The organism is Streptomyces sp. CB02058, assembly GCF_001905505.1.
GTDB lineage: Bacteria > Actinomycetota > Actinomycetes > Streptomycetales > Streptomycetaceae > Streptomyces.
This window is the reverse complement of record NZ_LIPG01000005.1, coordinates 426639-442373: the sequence shown is the minus strand read 5'-3', so window position 1 is coordinate 442373 and position 15735 is coordinate 426639. Positions and strand designations below refer to the sequence as shown.

Below are 15735 nucleotides of genomic sequence, written 5' to 3'. Positions count from 1 at the left end.
TGACTTCAATGGTGGGTCGGAGGCCCGTAGGGTGTCAACCCTGTGGATAACTGAGCGGTGATCGACGGCGATCGGGGCGGGATGGATGCGGACCGCGGTGGGCGCACCGGGAACGAGAAGAAACGCGCCTGGCCCGACCTGACGAGCCGCCCGCCCGCCGGTCAGGACGAGGACGCCGTACCTGCGGGGATACCGGACGGGTCGTACTCGCAGGAGCCGTTCACCGCGGCGGCGCCGCCCCCGCCTGCCGCCGAAGTGACCGGTCCTCCCGGACCGCGTCCGGGCGGCGGAATAGCCGCGCTCTCGCTCCCGTACCAGGTCGTCGCCGCGCTCGCGCTGTCCGTCATAGGGCTGGTGGCCTGTGGACATCTGGCCATGATCTTTCTGCACGTCGCGCCGTCCAACACGCTGACGAAGCAGCACGGCGAGGTGGTGGACGACTGGGTCTACCCCGAGTTCGAGCAGAACTGGAAGCTCTTCGCTCCCAATCCGCTCCAGCAGAACATCTCCGTGCAGGTACGGGCCGAGGTCTTCGGCGCCGACGGCCGCGACACCACGCGCTGGATCAACCTCTCGCGGCAGGACGGCGACGAGATACGGGGCAACCTCCTCCCCAGCCACGTCGACCAGAACGAACTGCGGCGTGCCTGGGACTTCTACACCGGGTCCCACGACAGCGAGAACCGTCCCAACGGCCTGCGCGGGGAGCTCTCCGAGACGTACATCCGCCGCATCGTCATGCTGCGCCTCGCCGAACGTGACTACGGCGGCACGGTCCAGCGCATTCAGGTGCGGTCCGCCACACGGTCGGTCGGTGCTCCCCCGTGGAGCGACGAGAAGATCAGCACCCGGCCGGACTACCGGGTCCTGCCGTGGTGGACCATCACCCCGTCCGATCTTCCGGAGACGGCCGGAGCGGACGGGTCCTCGGAGTCACCGGGCGGGGAGGCGGAGAAGTGAGCACACCCGCGCAGTTCCGGCACGGGGGACGGCCGGTCGAGCGTTCGCTCGCCGGCGCCATCCAGCGCGTCACCGCATCGCCCCTCGGCACCCATCAGAGCGCCGTCGTCCGGATCGGTGTCGCTGCCACGTATCTGCTGTTCCTCCTGCGCGAGCTGCCGCACCGGCACGAGCTCTACGGCCCCGACGGCCCGTGGCGCTGGGACATGGCGCGCCGTCTCATCAGCAACAACGACTCCTTCACCGCCCTGATGTGGTCGGACGGCGCTTTCTGGTTCGAGTGCGTGTACGCGCTGACGCTGGTCTCGGCCGCGCTGCTGATGGTCGGCTGGCGCACCCGCGCCACCTCCGTGCTGTTCATGGCGGGGGTGCTCTCCCTGCAGAACCGCAGCATCTTCATGGGCGACGGCGGCGACAACGTCATCCATCTGATGGCCGTCTATCTGATGCTGACGCGCTGCGCGCGGGTCTGGTCCCTGGACGCGCGCCGTGCGCGCCGCGACGCCCTGCGGTTCGCGGAGGGCGGGTCGCCGGCCCGTGACGTCGCGGGCCCGGTCCTCTGGGTTGTGCTGGGGTCCGTCCTGCTTCCGGCCACGCTGATGGGCGGCCTCGGCGGCACATGGTGGCTTCCGTCCCTGCTGTGGGCGCTGTGGCTGGGGAACGGTGCCTGGTGGGCGCTGAACCGCTACGCCCCGGACCGCGAGCCGCTCGCCCTCCTCGACGTCGTGGCCAACCTCGCCCACAACGCCGCGCTCCTCGTGATCATGGCCGAGGTCTGTCTCATCTACGCGACCGCCGGCTGGTACAAGATCCAGGGCTCCCGCTGGCAGGACGGCACCGCGCTCTACTACCCGCTCAAGCTGGACTACTTCACGCCGTGGCCCGGGCTGTCCGGCCTCGTCGCCTCCAGCGCCCTCGCGGTCATGGTGCTGACGTACGCCACGGTCATCGTGCAGGTCGCCTTCCCCTTCACGCTGTTCAACCGGCGGGTCAAGAACGTCCTGCTCGTCCTCATGATCGGTGAGCACCTCGGGATCGCCGTCCTGCTGGGGCTGCCCTTCTTCTCGATGGCGATGATCGCCGCGGACGCCGTCTTCCTGCCGACGGTTTTCCTGGTGTGGCTGGGACGCAGGACGACGCTCGCCCGGCAACGCCTGTTCCGGCGGGTGGCAGACAGGCCGCGGGTACCCGGACAGCGGGCGGGGTCGGACGAGGAGGAGGCCCCGCGCGGCGACGGTGGCGGTGGCCATACGCTCGTCGGGTGACCAGCGAGACCGGCAGTACAGAAGAGCCCCCGGCGGCAGCGGTGCCCGATCCGTCCGCGGAACCCGTCCAGTACGACGAGGGGTACGGCGAACCGATCGGCGTCGGGCCGCACCCGCTGCCCTGGCCCGAAGGCGAGCGCTACGACCCCGAGCTCCTCGCCGGGGGCGACCGGCGCAATGTGGGCGACGCCTACCGCTACTGGACGCGCGAGGCCATCGTCGCCGACCTCGATCTCCGGCGCCACGACTTCCATGTGGCGGTGGAGAACTGGGGCCACGACTTCAACATCGGCTCGGTGGTGCGGACGGCCAACGCCTTCCTCGCCAAGGAGATCCACATCGTCGGGCGGCGCCGCTGGAACCGGCGGGGGGCCATGGTCACCGACCGCTACCAGCATGTCCGGCACCACCCCGACACGGCGGACCTGACGGCCTGGGCGGAAGCCGAGGGGCTGCCGATCATCGGTATCGACAACCTTCCGGGCGCCGTTCCGCTGGAGCGCACGGAGCTGCCGCGCCGCTGCGTCCTGCTGTTCGGGCAGGAGGGCCCCGGACTGACGGAGGAGGCCCGTGAGCACGCGTCGATGGTCTGCTCGATCGCGCAGTTCGGCTCGACGCGGTCGATCAACGCGGGTGCGGCAGCCGCCATCGCCATGCACGCCTGGGTGCAGCGGTACGCGGACATCCCGGATCCCCGGGGCGGATGACGGGGGACCCGTGCCCGGTGGAGCGGATCCCGCTCCACCGGGCGCCGTGGCGGGTCACCGCCCGGATCCCTGCTCAGGCCTGGCGCCGCACCTCCACCACACGGAAGCGGTTGGACACGAAGGCCCCGTCGCAGAGTGCCGCGTTGGCCGCGGGGTTGCCGCCCGAGCCGTGGAAGTCGGAGAAGGCCGCCGTCTGGTTGACGTACACGCCGCCGGTGAGATTCAGCGAGAGCTGAGCCGATTCGTCGAAGCAGACGTCCTCCACCGCGCGCTCCACATCGGGTGAGGTGGTGTACGCGCCGACGGTCATCGCGCCCTTCTCCCGGATCGTGCGGCGGAGCAGGTCCAGGGCATCGGCGGTCGAGTCGACGGCGACCGCGAACGCGACCGGGCCGAAGCACTCCGAGAGGTAGGCCGCCCCCTCGTCGGGCTTGGCGCCGTCCAGCTTGACGAGGAGAGGCGTACGAACGACGGCGTCGGGGAAGTCGGGGTTGGTCACCGGACGTGAGGCGAGGGCGACGTCTCCCAGGGCCGCGGCTCCTTCCAGACGGGCCTTCACATCAGGGTTCACCAGGGCGCCGAGCAGTCCGTTGGCCCGGGCGTCGTCCCCGAGCAGCCCGTTCACCGCGTCGGCGATGTCGGCCGCCACCTCCTCGTAGGACCTGGGGCCCGCGTCGGTCGTGATGCCGTCACGCGGGATCAGAAGATTCTGCGGGGTGGTGCACATCTGGCCGCTGTAGAGGGAGAGTGAGAAGGCCAGGTTGGAGAGCATGCCCCGGTAGTCGTCGGTGGAGTCGAGGACGATCGTGTTGACGCCGGCCTTCTCCGTGTAGACCTGGGCCTGGCGGGCGTTGGCCTCCAGCCAGTCGCCGAAGGCGGTGGAGCCGGTGTAGTCGATGATCTTGATCTCGGGCCGCACCGCGAGGGTCTTGGCGATGCCCTCGCCGGGCCGCTCGGCCGCGAGCGCGATCAGATTCGGGTCGAAGCCCGCCTCGGCCAGCACCTCGCGCGCCAGCTGAACGGTGAGAGCCAGCGGCAGGATCGCCCGCGGGTGCGGCTTGACCAGGACCGGGTTGCCGGTGGCCAGGGAGGCGAAGAGCCCCGGATAGCCGTTCCACGTGGGGAAGGTGTTGCAGCCGATCAGCAGCGAGATGCCGCGCCCGGCCGCCGTGTACGACTTGTGCAGCTGGAGCGGATCGCGCTTGCCCTGGGGCTTGGACCAGTCGGCGGTACGAGGTGTGCGCGTCTGCTCCTCGTACGCGTACGCCACCGCTTCCAGGCCGCGGTCCTGGGCGTGCGGGCCGCCCGCCTGGAACGCCATCACGAACGCCTGCCCGCTCGTGTGCATCACCGCGTGGGCCAGCTCGTGCGTACGGGCGCTGATCCGGGCGAGGATCTCCAGACAGACCAGGGCCCTCGTCTCCGGCCCCGCCGCACGCCAGGAGCCCATGCCCGCACTCATCGCGGGGAGCAGGACGTCCGGGTCGGCGTGGGGATACTCGACGCCGAGCTCCGGCCCGTACGGCGAGACCTCGCCGCCGGTCCAGCCGTCGGTGCCGGGCTGACCGAGATCCAGCCGGGTGCCGAGCACGGCGTCGAAGGCGGCCTTGCCCTCCGCCGCACCGAGGCTGCCGGGCAGGCCGCCCTCGCCGTAGGCCTTCGGGTGCTCGGGGTGCGGGGACCAGTAGGCGCGCGTGCGGATCGCGTCGAGGGCCTGGTCGAGCGTCGTGCGGTGGGTCTGAGACAGCTTCTCGGCGGAAAGCTCGGCGGCCATGACGGACCAACTCCTCGTTGAGCCGGGCAGGGATGTGCGGACGGAGTTAGAGTAACCGAACGATCGGTCGGGACAAGGGGCCCCAAAGAACCTGTGGACAACTCATGGGGGAGGATCGCGGTCATGACCACGGCCAAGCGGGACACGTACACCCCGGAGACACTGCTCACCGTTGCCGTCCGTGTCTTCAACGAGCGCGGCTACGACGGCACCTCCATGGAGCATCTCTCCAAGGCGGCGGGCATTTCCAAGTCCTCCATCTACCACCATGTGGCGGGCAAGGAGGAGCTGCTCGAGCGTGCCGTGAGCCGGGCGATCGAGGGACTGTTCGGCATCCTCGACGAGACGGGGGCGATACAGGGACGGGCGATCGCCCGGGTCGAGTACGTCACGCGCCGCACGGTCGAGGTGCTGATGGAGGAGCTTCCGTACGTCACGCTGCTTCTGCGCGTGCGCGGCAACACGAAGACGGAGCGCTGGGCGCTGGAGCGGCGGCGTGAGTTCGACCAGCGGGTGTCCGACCTGCTCAAGGCCGCCGTGGCGGAGGGGGACCTGCGCGCCGACGTGGACATACGGCTGGCCACCCGGCTGCTCTTCGGCATGGTGAATTCGCTGGTCGAGTGGTACCGCCCGCAGCCGGACGGGTCGCCGGAGGCCGATCAGCTGGCGGACACGGTCGTCCAGCTCGCCTTCGAGGGGATGCGGGCCGGCTGATCCGGAGGCCCTAGGCGAGCTCGGCCGGGCGGTCCGGGCGAGGGCCGAGATCGGTTTCCTCGAACACCAGCAGGGTGCGGGTGGAGAGCACCTCCGGTATGGCCTGGATCCGGGTCAGGACCAGCTCGCGCAGCGCCTGGTTGTCGGGGGTGTGCACGAGGAGCAGTACGTCGAAGTCACCGCTGACCAGCGCGATGTGGGTGGCTCCCGGCAGGGCCTGGAGCTCCTCGCGCACGGTGCGCCAGGAGTTCTGGACGATTTTCAGGGTGATGTAGGCGGAGGCCGCCTCTCCCGCGCGCTCGTGGTTCACGCGGGCGCTGAAGCCGCGGATGACGCCGTCCTCGACGAGCCGGTTGATCCGGGCGTACGCGTTGGCCCGTGACACATGGACCCGTTCGGCGACGGACCGTATCGAGGCGCGGCCGTCCGTCTGGAGGATGCGCAGGATGGCGCGGTCGGTGGAGTCCAGCGGGCGGGCGGGCGGGGTGCGGCCGGGGTCCCCGCCCCGGTCGGCCATTTGTTCAGCTGCCATCTGCCCGCGCCTCCCTGTTGTGGACGACCTGCCTCTATCCCAGGCTGTGGAGAACCGTTTGTCCACAGGCTGAAGGTGCCTGTAGCCAAATTGCGCTCGCGACCGAACAATCGGTAGGTGAGGCACACCACACCGGTGCCCGCTCACGCCCGGACATCCACACAGATTTCGACACCCCTCGATCTATCCCGATGCCAGGAGGTGCTTGTCATGACGGTCCAAGAGCTGCCCGGCGCAGCCGCCTACCGGCCCACGCCGCCCCCGGCCTGGAAGCCGCTCACCGACCCCGCGCCGCTGCTCCCGGACCCCGAGCCGTACCGAGTGCTCGGTACGGACGCCGCGGCCGGCGCCGATCCCGAGCTGCTGCTGCGGCTCCATGCCGAGCTGGTGCGCGGCCGCAGGTACAACGCGCAGGCCACCGCACTCACCAAGCAGGGCAGGCTCGCGGTGTATCCGTCGAGCACCGGCCAGGAGGCCTGCGAGATCGCGGCCGCCATGGTGCTGGAGGAGCGTGACTGGCTCTTCCCGAGCTACAGGGACACCCTCGCGGCGGTGGCCCGCGGCCTGGACCCGGTCGAGGCGCTGACCCTGCTGCGCGGGGACCGGCACACCGGTTACGACCCGCGTGAGCACCGCATCGCCCCGCTCTGCACCCCGCTGGCCACCCAGCTGCCGCACGCCGTGGGGCTGGCCCACGCGGCGCGGCTGAAGGGCGACGACGTGGTGGCGCTCGCGATGGTCGGCGACGGCGGGACGAGCGAGGGCGATTTCCACGAGGCCCTGAATTTCGCGGCCGTGTGGAAGGCCCCGGTCGTCTTCCTCGTGCAGAACAACGGCTTCGCGATCTCCGTACCCCTGGCCAAGCAGACGGCGGCGCCCTCCCTCGCCCACAAGGCCGTGGGTTACGGGATGCCTGGTCGGCTGGTCGACGGCAATGACGCCGCCGCGATGCACCAGGTCCTGGGAGAAGCGGTGGCACGGGCCAGGCGGGGTCAGGGGCCGACGCTGGTCGAGGCGGTCACGTATCGCATGGACGCCCATACGAACGCCGACGACGCCACCCGGTACCGCGGCGACAGCGAGGTGGAGGCGTGGCGCGCGCACGACCCGATCGTGCTTCTCGAACGAGAGCTGACCGGGCGCGGGCTGCTGGACGAGGACGGCATCGAGAGAGTGCGGGAGGCGGCGGAGCGGATGGCCGCGGGCCTGCGCGAGCAGATGAACGCAGATCCGGTGCTCGACCCGATGGATCTGTTCACCCATGTCTACGGGGAGCAGACCGGGCAGCTGCGTGAGCAGGCCGCGCGGCTGCGCGCCGAGCTGGACGCCGAGCACGGCACACACGACGAGAGCGGCGCGGAGGGCGGGCGATGACCACCGTTGCGGCGACGGCGGGCGAGCAGACCGGCCGGGCGAAACCGGCCACGATGGCGCAGGCCCTCGGGCGGGCGATGCGCGACGCCATGGCGGAGGACCCTGCGGTGCACGTCCTCGGTGAGGACGTAGGAACCCTCGGCGGGGTCTTCCGGGTCACCGACGGCCTGGCGAAGGAGTTCGGCGACGAGCGCTGCACGGACACTCCCCTGGCCGAGGCGGGAATCCTGGGCGCGGCCGTGGGCATGGCGATGTACGGGCTGCGGCCGGTGGTGGAGATGCAGTTCGACGCCTTCGCGTATCCGGCGTTCGAACAGCTGGTCAGCCATGTCGCCAAGATGCGCAACCGGACGGGCGGCGCCATGCCGCTGCCGATCACGGTGCGGGTGCCGTACGGCGGCGGGATCGGCGGGGTCGAGCACCACAGCGACTCCTCCGAGGCGTACTACATGGCGACGCCCGGCCTGCACGTCGTCATGCCGGCCACCGTCGAGGACGCCTACGGGCTGCTGAGGGAGTCGATCGCCTCCGACGATCCGGTGGTCTTCCTGGAGCCGAAGAGGCTCTACTGGTCGAAGGCGGCCTGGTCGCCGGACGCGCCGGCCGCGGTCGAGCCGATCGGGCGGGCCGTCGTCCGGCGCCCCGGGCGCAGCGCGACCCTGATCACCTACGGCCCTTCTCTCCCGGTCTGTCTGGAAGCCGCGGAGGCGGCGACCGCCGAGGGCTGGGACCTCGAGGTGGTCGATCTGCGGTCGCTGGTGCCCTTCGACGACGAGACCGTCGCCGCGTCCGTCCGGCGGACGGGACGCGCGGTGGTCGTCCATGAGTCGTCCGGCTTCGGAGGTCCGGGCGGCGAGATCGCGGCGAGGGTCACCGAGCGGTGCTTCCATCATCTGGAGGCGCCGGTCCTGCGCGTCGCCGGGTTCGACATCCCCTATCCGCCGCCGATGCAGGAGCGGCACCATCTGCCGGGTGTGGACCGGGTGCTCGACGCGGTCGCCCGTCTTCAGTGGGAGGCCGAGAGCTGATGGCGCAGGTGCTCGAATTCAAGCTGCCCGACCTGGGCGAGGGACTGACCGAGGCCGAGATCGTGCGCTGGCTGGTGGAGGTCGGCGACGTCGTCGCCATCGACCAGCCGGTCGTCGAGGTCGAGACGGCCAAGGCCATGGTGGAGGTGCCATGCCCGTACGGGGGCGTGGTGACGGCCAGATTCGGTGAAGAGGGCGCGGAACTGCCGGTCGGGGCACCGCTGCTGACGGTGGCGGTGGGCTCGGAATCGACCGGGTCGGGGTCGGCCGGTCCGGGGAAGCCGGCGTCGGGGCACACGGCTTCCCGAGAGCCCTCGGGCGGCGCTCGCTCCGGCTCGGACCCGGGCACCGGCTCGGGCGCGGGCTCCGGCTCGGACCCGGGCACCGGATCGGGCTCCGGCTCGGGCGCGGGTGACGAGAGCGAGGCGTCCGGCAATGTGCTGGTCGGCTATGGAACAGGTGCACCGGCCGTGCGGCGCCGGCGGGTCAGGCCTGCCTCGACGCAGTCCCCCGCCACGGCTCCGGTCGCCGTTCCGGCTCCCGGTGCGGTGCGGGCGCCGGGTCCCGTGGCCGTCATCTCCCCACTGGTACGGAAGCTGGCGCGTCGGCACGGCCTCGATCTCCAGCAGATCGCGGGCACGGGGCGGGACGGGCTCATCCTGCGTACGGACGTGGAGTCCGCGATCAGGGTCACGGAGGAGGAGCGCACCGACGCCGCGGCAGGGGCCCGGCAGGTGCCGGACACGGCGGACGAGCGCATCCCGCTGCGCGGGGTGCGGGGGGCTGTCGCCGAGAAGCTGGCGCGCAGCCGACGGGAGATTCCCGAGGCCACGTGCTGGGTCGACGCCGATGCCACCGAGCTGATGGCGGCGCGGGCCGCGATGAACGGCGCCGACGGTTCGGCCGCAGGGCCGAAGGTGTCGGTGCTCGCCCTGCTGGCCCGCATCTGCACGGCGGCGCTGGCCCGGTTCCCCGAGCTCAACTCGCGGGTCGACTCCGAGGCGCGGGAGATCGTGCGGTTGTCCGGGGTGCATCTGGGCTTCGCCGCCCAGACGGACCGAGGGCTGGTCGTCCCGGTCGTGCGGGACGCGCATACGAGGAACGCCGAGTCGATCGGCGCGGAGATCGCCCTGCTGACCGAGGCGGCCCGGGACGGGAGGCTGACGCCTGCGCAGCTGACCGGAGGGACGTTCACGCTCAACAACTACGGTGTGTTCGGTGTCGACGGCTCGACCCCGATCATCAACCACCCGGAAGCCGCGATGCTCGGGGTGGGGCGGATCGTGCCCAAGCCCTGGGTGCACGGAGGTGAGCTGGCGGTCCGCCAGGTCGTGCAGCTCTCGCTGACCTTCGATCACCGGGTCTGTGACGGCGGCACCGCGGGTGGCTTCCTGCGCTACGTCGCCGACTGCGTGGAACAGCCCGCCGTGCTGTTGCGCACCCTGTAGCGAAGGACTTCTGTCGCGGCGACGGGCCGGGGGCGCCCCGGCCCGGTGGGCTGCTGTGAGTGCCGGGGCGGCCTCGGCCCGGTGGCTTCTGTGAGTTCGGTCCCGAGGGGGCCGTCGTGAACGGGCGGCCCGCATACTCGGGGCATGACCGCCTATGACGCCATCGTTCTTGCCGGCGGGGCCGCGAAGCGCCTCGGGGGAGCCGACAAGCCGGGGCTCCGTGTGGGCGGCCGCGCGCTGCTCGACCGGGTGCTCGCCGTATGTGCCGACGCCTCGTCCACCGTCGTGGTGGGCGGGCGCAGGCCCACCACGCGTCCGGTCACCTGGACACGGGAAGTGCCGGAAGGCGGCGGTCCGTTGGCCGCGCTCGGTGCGGGGGTCCGGCACTCGTCCGAGGACAGCGTTCTGGTGCTGTCCGCGGATCTGCCGTTCCTGGGGGAGCCGACCGTCCGCTCGTTGCTGGAAGCCGCGGGAACACCGGGCCGTGAAGGCGCCCTGTGCACGGACCCGGACGGCCGGGACCAGCCGTTGGTCGCGGTCTACCGGGCCGAGCCGCTGCGCCGTGAGCTCGCCCTTCTCGCCACCGAGCACGGCGGCCTGGCCGGACTCCCGCTGCGACTGCTCACGGCCGAGCTGGACCTGGCGCGGGTGGAGGCCGGTCCGCTGGCTTCGTTCGACTGCGACACCTGGGAAGACATTGGTGCCGCCAGGGCGAGGATCAGGGAGCATGGGACCGTGCTGGACGAATGGATCACCACAGTCAAGACCGAACTGGGCATCGAACTCGACGTCGACACCGGCGTCCTGCTCGATCTGGCCCGTGATGCCGCCCACGGCGTCGCCCGGCCCGCCGCCCCGCTGACCACCTTCCTGGTGGGGTACGCGGCGGGGTTGGCGAGCAGCGGCAAGAGCCCGGAGGCCGCAGCCGAAGCGGTGGCGGAGGCATCCCGCAAGGCCACCGCCCTTGCGCTCCGGTGGGAGGAGGAGACGGGCGCGGAAAACGGGCCCGGCACGCCATGACGGGGCACGGCGGCGAGGCCCGGGCGGCGGAGGCTGCCAGGGCGGCGGAAGCGGCCAGGGCTGCCGAGGCCGAACGTGCGGCAGAGGAGGAGCGGGCGGTCCAGCAGGCGCTGGCGCTGGTCGGGCGTCAGCCACGTGCGGCCCGTCCGGCCCCGGACCGTCCCGGCCACGCGGGACCGGGGGAACGTCCCGGCGACGTGGGGCCGGTGGAACGTCCCGGCGACGTGGGGCCGGGGCCTTCGCCGACATCCTCGGAACCGGGCATGCACCTGGGGCGGGTCCCGAGCGCCTCGCATGCCCCGCTCGCCTCGGCCGCCTCGGGGCCCCCGGTTGGTTCGGCCGCCTCCACCGGAGCCGGCCCGGCCCCCGGTACCCCGAACCGAGACGCCGCGTCCTCCGGCGTCCCGAACCGAAGCAGCTCGGCAACCGGTGCCCCGTCCGCCGGCACCCCGAACCGAAGCGGCCCGGCGTCCGGCGCCCTTTCCGCCGACACACCGTCCTCCGGCGTCCCGGGCCTCCCGCCCGCAGGTGCCCCCGGCGTCCCGGGCCTCCCGTCCGCAGGCGCCCCCGGCGCCGGTACGGCCTCGTCGGCTCACCAGGAGTTGCCGTCCGCGGCCGCCCACCGATCCGCGCCCGTCAACCATCCGACCCGATCCGCGCACGCCCACCGGTCCGAGGCCACTCCCTGGGACCGCGCGCGAGCTCTCGCGGAGCGTCTCGGCCGTGCTGCCCCCCTGGCCGCGCACCGGCTCCCCCTGGACCGGGCCCTCGGGCATGTCCTGGCCGAGGCGGTTGTCGCGCTCACCGATCTGCCGTCCTTCGACACCTCGGCCATGGACGGCTGGGTCGTCGCGGGGCCGGGTCCCTGGACCGTGAGGGAAGTCGAAGGGCTGCTCGCCGGTCGCGCGGCCACCGAACCGCTCCCGGACGGGGAAGCGCTGCGGATCGCCACAGGCGCACGCATTCCGGCGGACGCGACCGCCGTGATCCGTAGCGAGCACGCGCGATTCGACGAGGCCAAAGGACTGCTGCACGCGACGCGCGACGTCGTACCGGGGCAGGACATCCGGCCCCGGGGCCAGGAATGCCGTTCCGGCGACGAGCTCCTGCCGGTGGGGACGGTGGTGACCCCGCCTGTCCTCGGTCTGGCAGCCGCCGCCGGGTACGACGCCCTTGTCGCCGTACCCCGTCCGCGCGTGGACATCTTCGTACTCGGTGATGAGCTGCTCACCGCAGGCCTGCCGAGCGAAGGGCTGATCCGGGACGCGCTCGGCCCCATGCTGGGGCCCTGGCTCCGCGCCCTCGGCGCGGACGTCGCCGAGCCCCAGCGCCTCGGTGACGATGCAGGCGCTCTCCGCCGCGCCCTCACCTCCTCCGACGCCGACCTGATCCTCACCACGGGCGGGACCGCCGCCGGACCGGTCGACCATGTCCACCCGGTCCTGGCCGAGATCGGGGCCGAACTACTGGTGGACGGAGTGGCCGTGCGCCCCGGTCACCCGATGCTTCTCGCAAGGCTCGCCGAGGGCGGCCCCTGCCTGGTGGGACTGCCCGGCAACCCGCTCGCCGCGGTGTCCGGGCTGCTCACGTTGGCGGAGCCCCTGCTCCGGGGGATCGCGGGCCGGTCCGCCCAGGATCCGTATCGTGCGCCCGTCGACGACGAGGTGCACGGACACCCGCACGACACCCGACTCGTCCCTGTGGTCCACCGTGACGACAGGGTCGTGCCCTTGCATTACAACGGGCCTGCCATGCTCCGCGGGATCGCTGCCGCTGACGGGCTGGCCGTGGTGCCGCCCGGCGGGGTACGGTCCGGCACCGAGGTGGAGATCCTCGATCTACCGTGGGCCTCGGCGACGCCGTGGACGGAAGGGTGTTTCACGTGAAACTTCCCGGCCACGATGCGATGGCCAGGCGTGCGGACGAACATGTCGTTCCCACGCGGGTGCTGCTGCCTCGCAGGGTCGTCGACAGACCGCTGCGGCAGGTGGCCAAGCGGCTGGCGATGGCTCTCACTGTCCTGGCCACGACGGTCTTCATCGTCTGGGCCGACCGGGGCGGGTACCACGACAACGCCGACGGAAAGGTCGACTTCCTCGACGCCGTCTACTACGCGACCGTGACGCTGTCGACGACGGGTTACGGCGACATCGTCCCGTACAGCGACCCGGCGCGGCTCGTCAACGTGGTGCTGGTGACGCCGCTGCGTGTGCTCTTCCTGATCATCCTGGTCGGCACCACCCTCGAAGTCCTTACGGAACGGACTCGTGAGGACTTCCGGCTGAACCGTTGGAGAACCAACTTGCGTGAACACACCGTTGTCGTCGGCTTCGGCACGAAGGGCCGTTCGGCGATCCAGACGCTCTGTGCCACCGGTCTGAAGAAGGAACAGATCGTCATCGTCGACCCGGCGGGCAAGGTGATCGAGGCGGCCAACGCCGAAGGCTTCGTGGGTGTACTGGGCGATGCGACGCGCAGTGATGTGCTGTTGAGGGCCGAGGTCCAGAAGGCCCGTCAGATCATCATCGCCACCCAGCGCGACGACACCGCCGTGCTGGTCGCCCTGACCGCGCGTCAGCTCAACCGAGGCGCGAAGATCGTGGCAGCGGTACGCGAGGAGGAGAACGCGCCTCTGCTGCGGCAGTCCGGCGCCGACGCCGTGATCACCAGCGCGAGCGCGGCCGGGCGTCTGCTGGGCCTCTCCGTCCTCAGCCCCAGCGCGGGTACGGTGATGGAGGACCTCATCCAGCAGGGCAGCGGGCTCGACCTCGTCGAACGGCCGGTGATAAAGGCCGAGGTGGGCAAGAACGTCCGGGAGACCGACGACCTGGTGGTCAGTGTTCTGCGCGGTCACCGGCTGCTCGGTTACGACGATCCGGCGGCCAGCCCCTTGCAGCTGACGGACCGGGTGATCACGATCGTGCGTGCCTCACCGCTGCATACGTCTCCGCTGCCTCCTCATCAGCATCCCAACCAGCGCCCATAGGTTCAGGCGGTACGCGGCGCAGGCAGGTCAGTCCTCTTCCGGGAGCCCGCACGGAGTAGCCTCGCCGCCATGTATGCGATCACGATCCCCGAACCAGGCGGCCCCGAAGCGCTCGTATGGGCCGAGGTCCCCGATCCCGTACCAGGCGAGGGCGAAGTCCTCGTCGAGGTCGTGTCCAGCGCGGTCAACCGTGCCGACGTCCTTCAGCGGCAGGGCTTCTACAACCCTCCGGCCGGCGCCTCCCCCTACCCGGGGCTGGAGTGCGCGGGCCGGATCGCCGCGCTCGGTCCGGGGGTGACCGGGTGGTCCGTGGGCGACGAGGTGTGCGGACTGCTCGCGGGTGGCGGATACGCGGAGAAGGTCGCCGTGCCGGCCGGGCAGCTGCTCCCCGTGCCCGACGGAGTGGACCTGCCGGACGCCGCCGCACTGCCCGAGGTGGCCGCGACGGTCTGGTCGAACGTCTTCATGGTCGCCCATCTGCGCCCTGGCGAGACCGTGCTGATCCACGGCGGTTCCAGCGGGATCGGCACGATGGCGATTCAGCTGGCCAAGGCCGTCGGCGCGCGCGTCGCCGTGACGGCGGGCGGCCCCGAGAAGCTGGCGCGCTGTCAGGAGCTCGGAGCCGACATCCTCATCGACTACCGCGAGCAGGACTTCGTCGAGGAGCTGCGCCAGGCGACGGACGGCGCCGGGGCGGACGTCATCCTCGACATCGTCGGGGCGAAGTATCTGGACCGGAACGTGCGGGCGCTGGCCGTGAACGGCCGTCTGGCGATCATCGGTCTCCAGGGCGGGGCGAAGGGCGAGCTGAATCTGAGCGCCCTGCTGAGCAAGCGGGCCGCGGTCACGGCCACCTCGCTGCGCGCCCGCCCGCTCGCGGAGAAGGCCGCGATCATCGCGGCGGTGCGTGAGCACGTCTGGCCGCTGATCGCCGAGGGCGTCGTCCGGCCGATCGTGGACCGCACGATGCCGATGGCGGAGGCGTCGGAGGCCCACCGGGTGATGGAGTCCAGCAGCCACATCGGCAAGATCCTCCTCATCGCGCCGAAGGCCTGAGGCCCGGCCGGGTCGCACAAAGCCCCGGCCGGACCGCACCAGGCCCGACGCCACCACCGCGGACACGGCGCCTCAAGGACACCGGGCCTCAAGGACACCGGGGCCCGGCACACGCGATGTGTGCCGGGCCCCGTGGTGTGACTGCGGTGGACGTCCCAGGTCGGCTCGGACCCACGGAGGGGCGCAGGCCGGCTCGGTCCTACAGATACGGGCCGGAGCGCGCCGGTCCGTGCGGATCGACGGCGCCTTCCTCGTCCTCATGGCCGACGCCAGGAGGCAGGGCGCGGCGCATCTGCTCCAGCTGTGCACGGGCCGCCATCTGCTGGGCGAAGAGTGCCGTCTGAATGCCGTGGAAGAGTCCTTCGAGCCAGCCGACCAGCTGAGCCTGCGCGATCCGCAACTCGGCCTCGGAGGGAACGGATTCCTCGGTGAAGGGCAGGGACAGCCGCTCCAGCTCCTCCACGAGCTCCGGCGCCAGGCCGTCCTCCAGCTCCTTGACCGAGCTCGCGTGGATCTCCTTCAGCCTGACCCGGCTCGCCTCGTCGAGAGGAGCCGCCCTGACCTCCTCCAGAAGCTGCTTGATCATGCTGCCGATCCGCATGACCTTCGCGGGCTGCTCGACCATTTCCGTCACCGGGACCTCGCGCGACTCGTCGTCACCGCCACCGCCGCCGATGGCCATTCCGTCCTGCCCCACTACGAGGACTTGGGGGTGCTCCTGCGACCGTTCATTCCTCGGCATCTCCATGACGCCATTGTCTCGCACACCGGCCTCACTCCATGGTGTGCCCCCGGAAAGGGTTGATCACCCGTTTCCGGGGGCACCGAGCGCGCCGGACGGCGCCATGGACCGGTCGGTGGCGGGCATCCG

14 protein-coding genes are annotated in these 15735 nt (G+C 71.5%); 11 read left to right on the top strand and 3 right to left on the bottom strand.

Annotation, left to right across the window (positions count from 1 at the left end; all coding sequences use genetic code 11):
• Positions 1-81 precede the first annotated feature (81 nt).
• The 3 genes from AMK10_RS26845 to AMK10_RS26835 are packed head-to-tail and all read left to right on the top strand — an operon-like array spanning position 82 to position 2932.
• Positions 82-960, top strand: coding sequence for a DUF5819 family protein (locus AMK10_RS26845; RefSeq protein WP_073751041.1), 879 nt, complete (start codon positions 82-84; stop codon positions 958-960).
• Positions 957-2225 (top strand): HTTM domain-containing protein, encoded by a 1269-nt coding sequence (locus AMK10_RS26840; protein ID WP_073750605.1) that lies wholly within the window; start codon positions 957-959, stop codon positions 2223-2225. The genes AMK10_RS26845 and AMK10_RS26840 overlap by 4 nt, the downstream gene beginning before the upstream one ends.
• On the top strand, positions 2222-2932 hold the full coding sequence (locus tag AMK10_RS26835) for a TrmH family RNA methyltransferase (RefSeq protein WP_073750603.1): 711 nt from the start codon (positions 2222-2224) through the stop codon (positions 2930-2932). Before AMK10_RS26840 ends, AMK10_RS26835 begins: the two co-directional genes overlap by 4 nt.
• A gap of 73 nt (positions 2933-3005) precedes the next feature.
• On the opposite strand, the gene paaN is transcribed toward AMK10_RS26835, so the two are convergent.
• Positions 3006-4706 (bottom strand): phenylacetic acid degradation protein PaaN, encoded by a 1701-nt coding sequence (paaN, locus tag AMK10_RS26830; RefSeq protein WP_073750601.1) that lies wholly within the window; start codon positions 4704-4706, stop codon positions 3006-3008.
• A gap of 123 nt (positions 4707-4829) precedes the next feature.
• On the opposite strand from paaN, the gene AMK10_RS26825 reads away from it, so the two are divergent.
• Complete coding sequence (locus tag AMK10_RS26825; RefSeq protein ID WP_073750599.1) at positions 4830-5420, top strand: TetR/AcrR family transcriptional regulator; 591 nt, start codon at positions 4830-4832, stop codon at positions 5418-5420.
• Between the two features lie 10 nt (positions 5421-5430).
• Here AMK10_RS26825 and AMK10_RS26820 read toward each other — a convergent pair whose 3' ends face one another.
• Positions 5431-5952: an Lrp/AsnC family transcriptional regulator gene (locus AMK10_RS26820; protein ID WP_107428509.1), complete on the bottom strand. Its 522-nt coding sequence runs from the start codon at positions 5950-5952 to the stop codon at positions 5431-5433.
• Positions 5953-6162: 210 nt separating this feature from the next.
• On the opposite strand from AMK10_RS26820, the gene pdhA reads away from it, so the two are divergent.
• From pdhA to AMK10_RS26785, 7 genes are all read left to right on the top strand, one after another.
• On the top strand, positions 6163-7326 hold the full coding sequence (gene pdhA, locus AMK10_RS26815; RefSeq protein WP_073750595.1) for a pyruvate dehydrogenase (acetyl-transferring) E1 component subunit alpha: 1164 nt from the start codon (positions 6163-6165) through the stop codon (positions 7324-7326).
• Positions 7323-8354, top strand: coding sequence for an alpha-ketoacid dehydrogenase subunit beta (locus AMK10_RS26810; protein WP_073750593.1), 1032 nt, complete (start codon positions 7323-7325; stop codon positions 8352-8354). Before pdhA ends, AMK10_RS26810 begins: the two co-directional genes overlap by 4 nt.
• Positions 8354-9802: a dihydrolipoamide acetyltransferase family protein gene (locus AMK10_RS26805; RefSeq protein WP_073750591.1), complete on the top strand. Its 1449-nt coding sequence runs from the start codon at positions 8354-8356 to the stop codon at positions 9800-9802. Before AMK10_RS26810 ends, AMK10_RS26805 begins: the two co-directional genes overlap by 1 nt.
• Before the next feature lie 144 nt (positions 9803-9946).
• Positions 9947-10822 (top strand): NTP transferase domain-containing protein, encoded by an 876-nt coding sequence (locus AMK10_RS26800; RefSeq protein ID WP_073750589.1) that lies wholly within the window; start codon positions 9947-9949, stop codon positions 10820-10822.
• Between the two features lie 263 nt (positions 10823-11085).
• Entirely contained in the window at positions 11086-12708 is a 1623-nt protein-coding gene (locus AMK10_RS26795) for a molybdopterin molybdotransferase MoeA (protein WP_158070907.1), read from the top strand.
• Positions 12666-13808 (top strand): potassium channel family protein, encoded by a 1143-nt coding sequence (locus AMK10_RS26790; RefSeq protein WP_073750587.1) that lies wholly within the window; start codon positions 12666-12668, stop codon positions 13806-13808. Before AMK10_RS26795 ends, AMK10_RS26790 begins: the two co-directional genes overlap by 43 nt.
• A gap of 69 nt (positions 13809-13877) precedes the next feature.
• Positions 13878-14864 (top strand): NAD(P)H-quinone oxidoreductase, encoded by a 987-nt coding sequence (locus tag AMK10_RS26785; protein WP_073750585.1) that lies wholly within the window; start codon positions 13878-13880, stop codon positions 14862-14864.
• 199 nt (positions 14865-15063) lie between these two features.
• Here the strand turns inward: AMK10_RS26785 and AMK10_RS26780 are convergent, their stop codons facing one another.
• The gene (locus AMK10_RS26780; RefSeq protein WP_073750583.1) at positions 15064-15612 is read right to left on the bottom strand and encodes a bacterial proteasome activator family protein; all 549 of its coding nucleotides are present in this window, start codon (positions 15610-15612) and stop codon (positions 15064-15066) included.
• Positions 15613-15735: the final 123 nt, after the last annotated feature.

What these genes read in the sequence shown, in the direction of transcription:
- AMK10_RS26820 (WP_107428509.1), bottom strand. Translation starts at nt 5,952, where the DNA reads ATGGCAGCTGAACAAATGGCCGACCGGGGCGGGGACCCCGGCCGCACC.
- AMK10_RS26825 (WP_073750599.1), top strand. Translation starts at nt 4,830, where the DNA reads ATGACCACGGCCAAGCGGGACACGTACACCCCGGAGACACTGCTCACC.
- AMK10_RS26845 (WP_073751041.1), top strand. Translation starts at nt 82, where the DNA reads ATGGATGCGGACCGCGGTGGGCGCACCGGGAACGAGAAGAAACGCGCC.
- AMK10_RS26785 (WP_073750585.1), top strand. Translation starts at nt 13,878, where the DNA reads ATGTATGCGATCACGATCCCCGAACCAGGCGGCCCCGAAGCGCTCGTA.
- paaN (WP_073750601.1), bottom strand. Translation starts at nt 4,706, where the DNA reads ATGGCCGCCGAGCTTTCCGCCGAGAAGCTGTCTCAGACCCACCGCACG.
- pdhA (WP_073750595.1), top strand. Translation starts at nt 6,163, where the DNA reads ATGACGGTCCAAGAGCTGCCCGGCGCAGCCGCCTACCGGCCCACGCCG.
- AMK10_RS26795 (WP_158070907.1), top strand. Translation starts at nt 11,086, where the DNA reads ATGCACCTGGGGCGGGTCCCGAGCGCCTCGCATGCCCCGCTCGCCTCG.
- AMK10_RS26780 (WP_073750583.1), bottom strand. Translation starts at nt 15,612, where the DNA reads ATGGAGATGCCGAGGAATGAACGGTCGCAGGAGCACCCCCAAGTCCTC.
- AMK10_RS26800 (WP_073750589.1), top strand. Translation starts at nt 9,947, where the DNA reads ATGACCGCCTATGACGCCATCGTTCTTGCCGGCGGGGCCGCGAAGCGC.
- AMK10_RS26805 (WP_073750591.1), top strand. Translation starts at nt 8,354, where the DNA reads ATGGCGCAGGTGCTCGAATTCAAGCTGCCCGACCTGGGCGAGGGACTG.
- AMK10_RS26810 (WP_073750593.1), top strand. Translation starts at nt 7,323, where the DNA reads ATGACCACCGTTGCGGCGACGGCGGGCGAGCAGACCGGCCGGGCGAAA.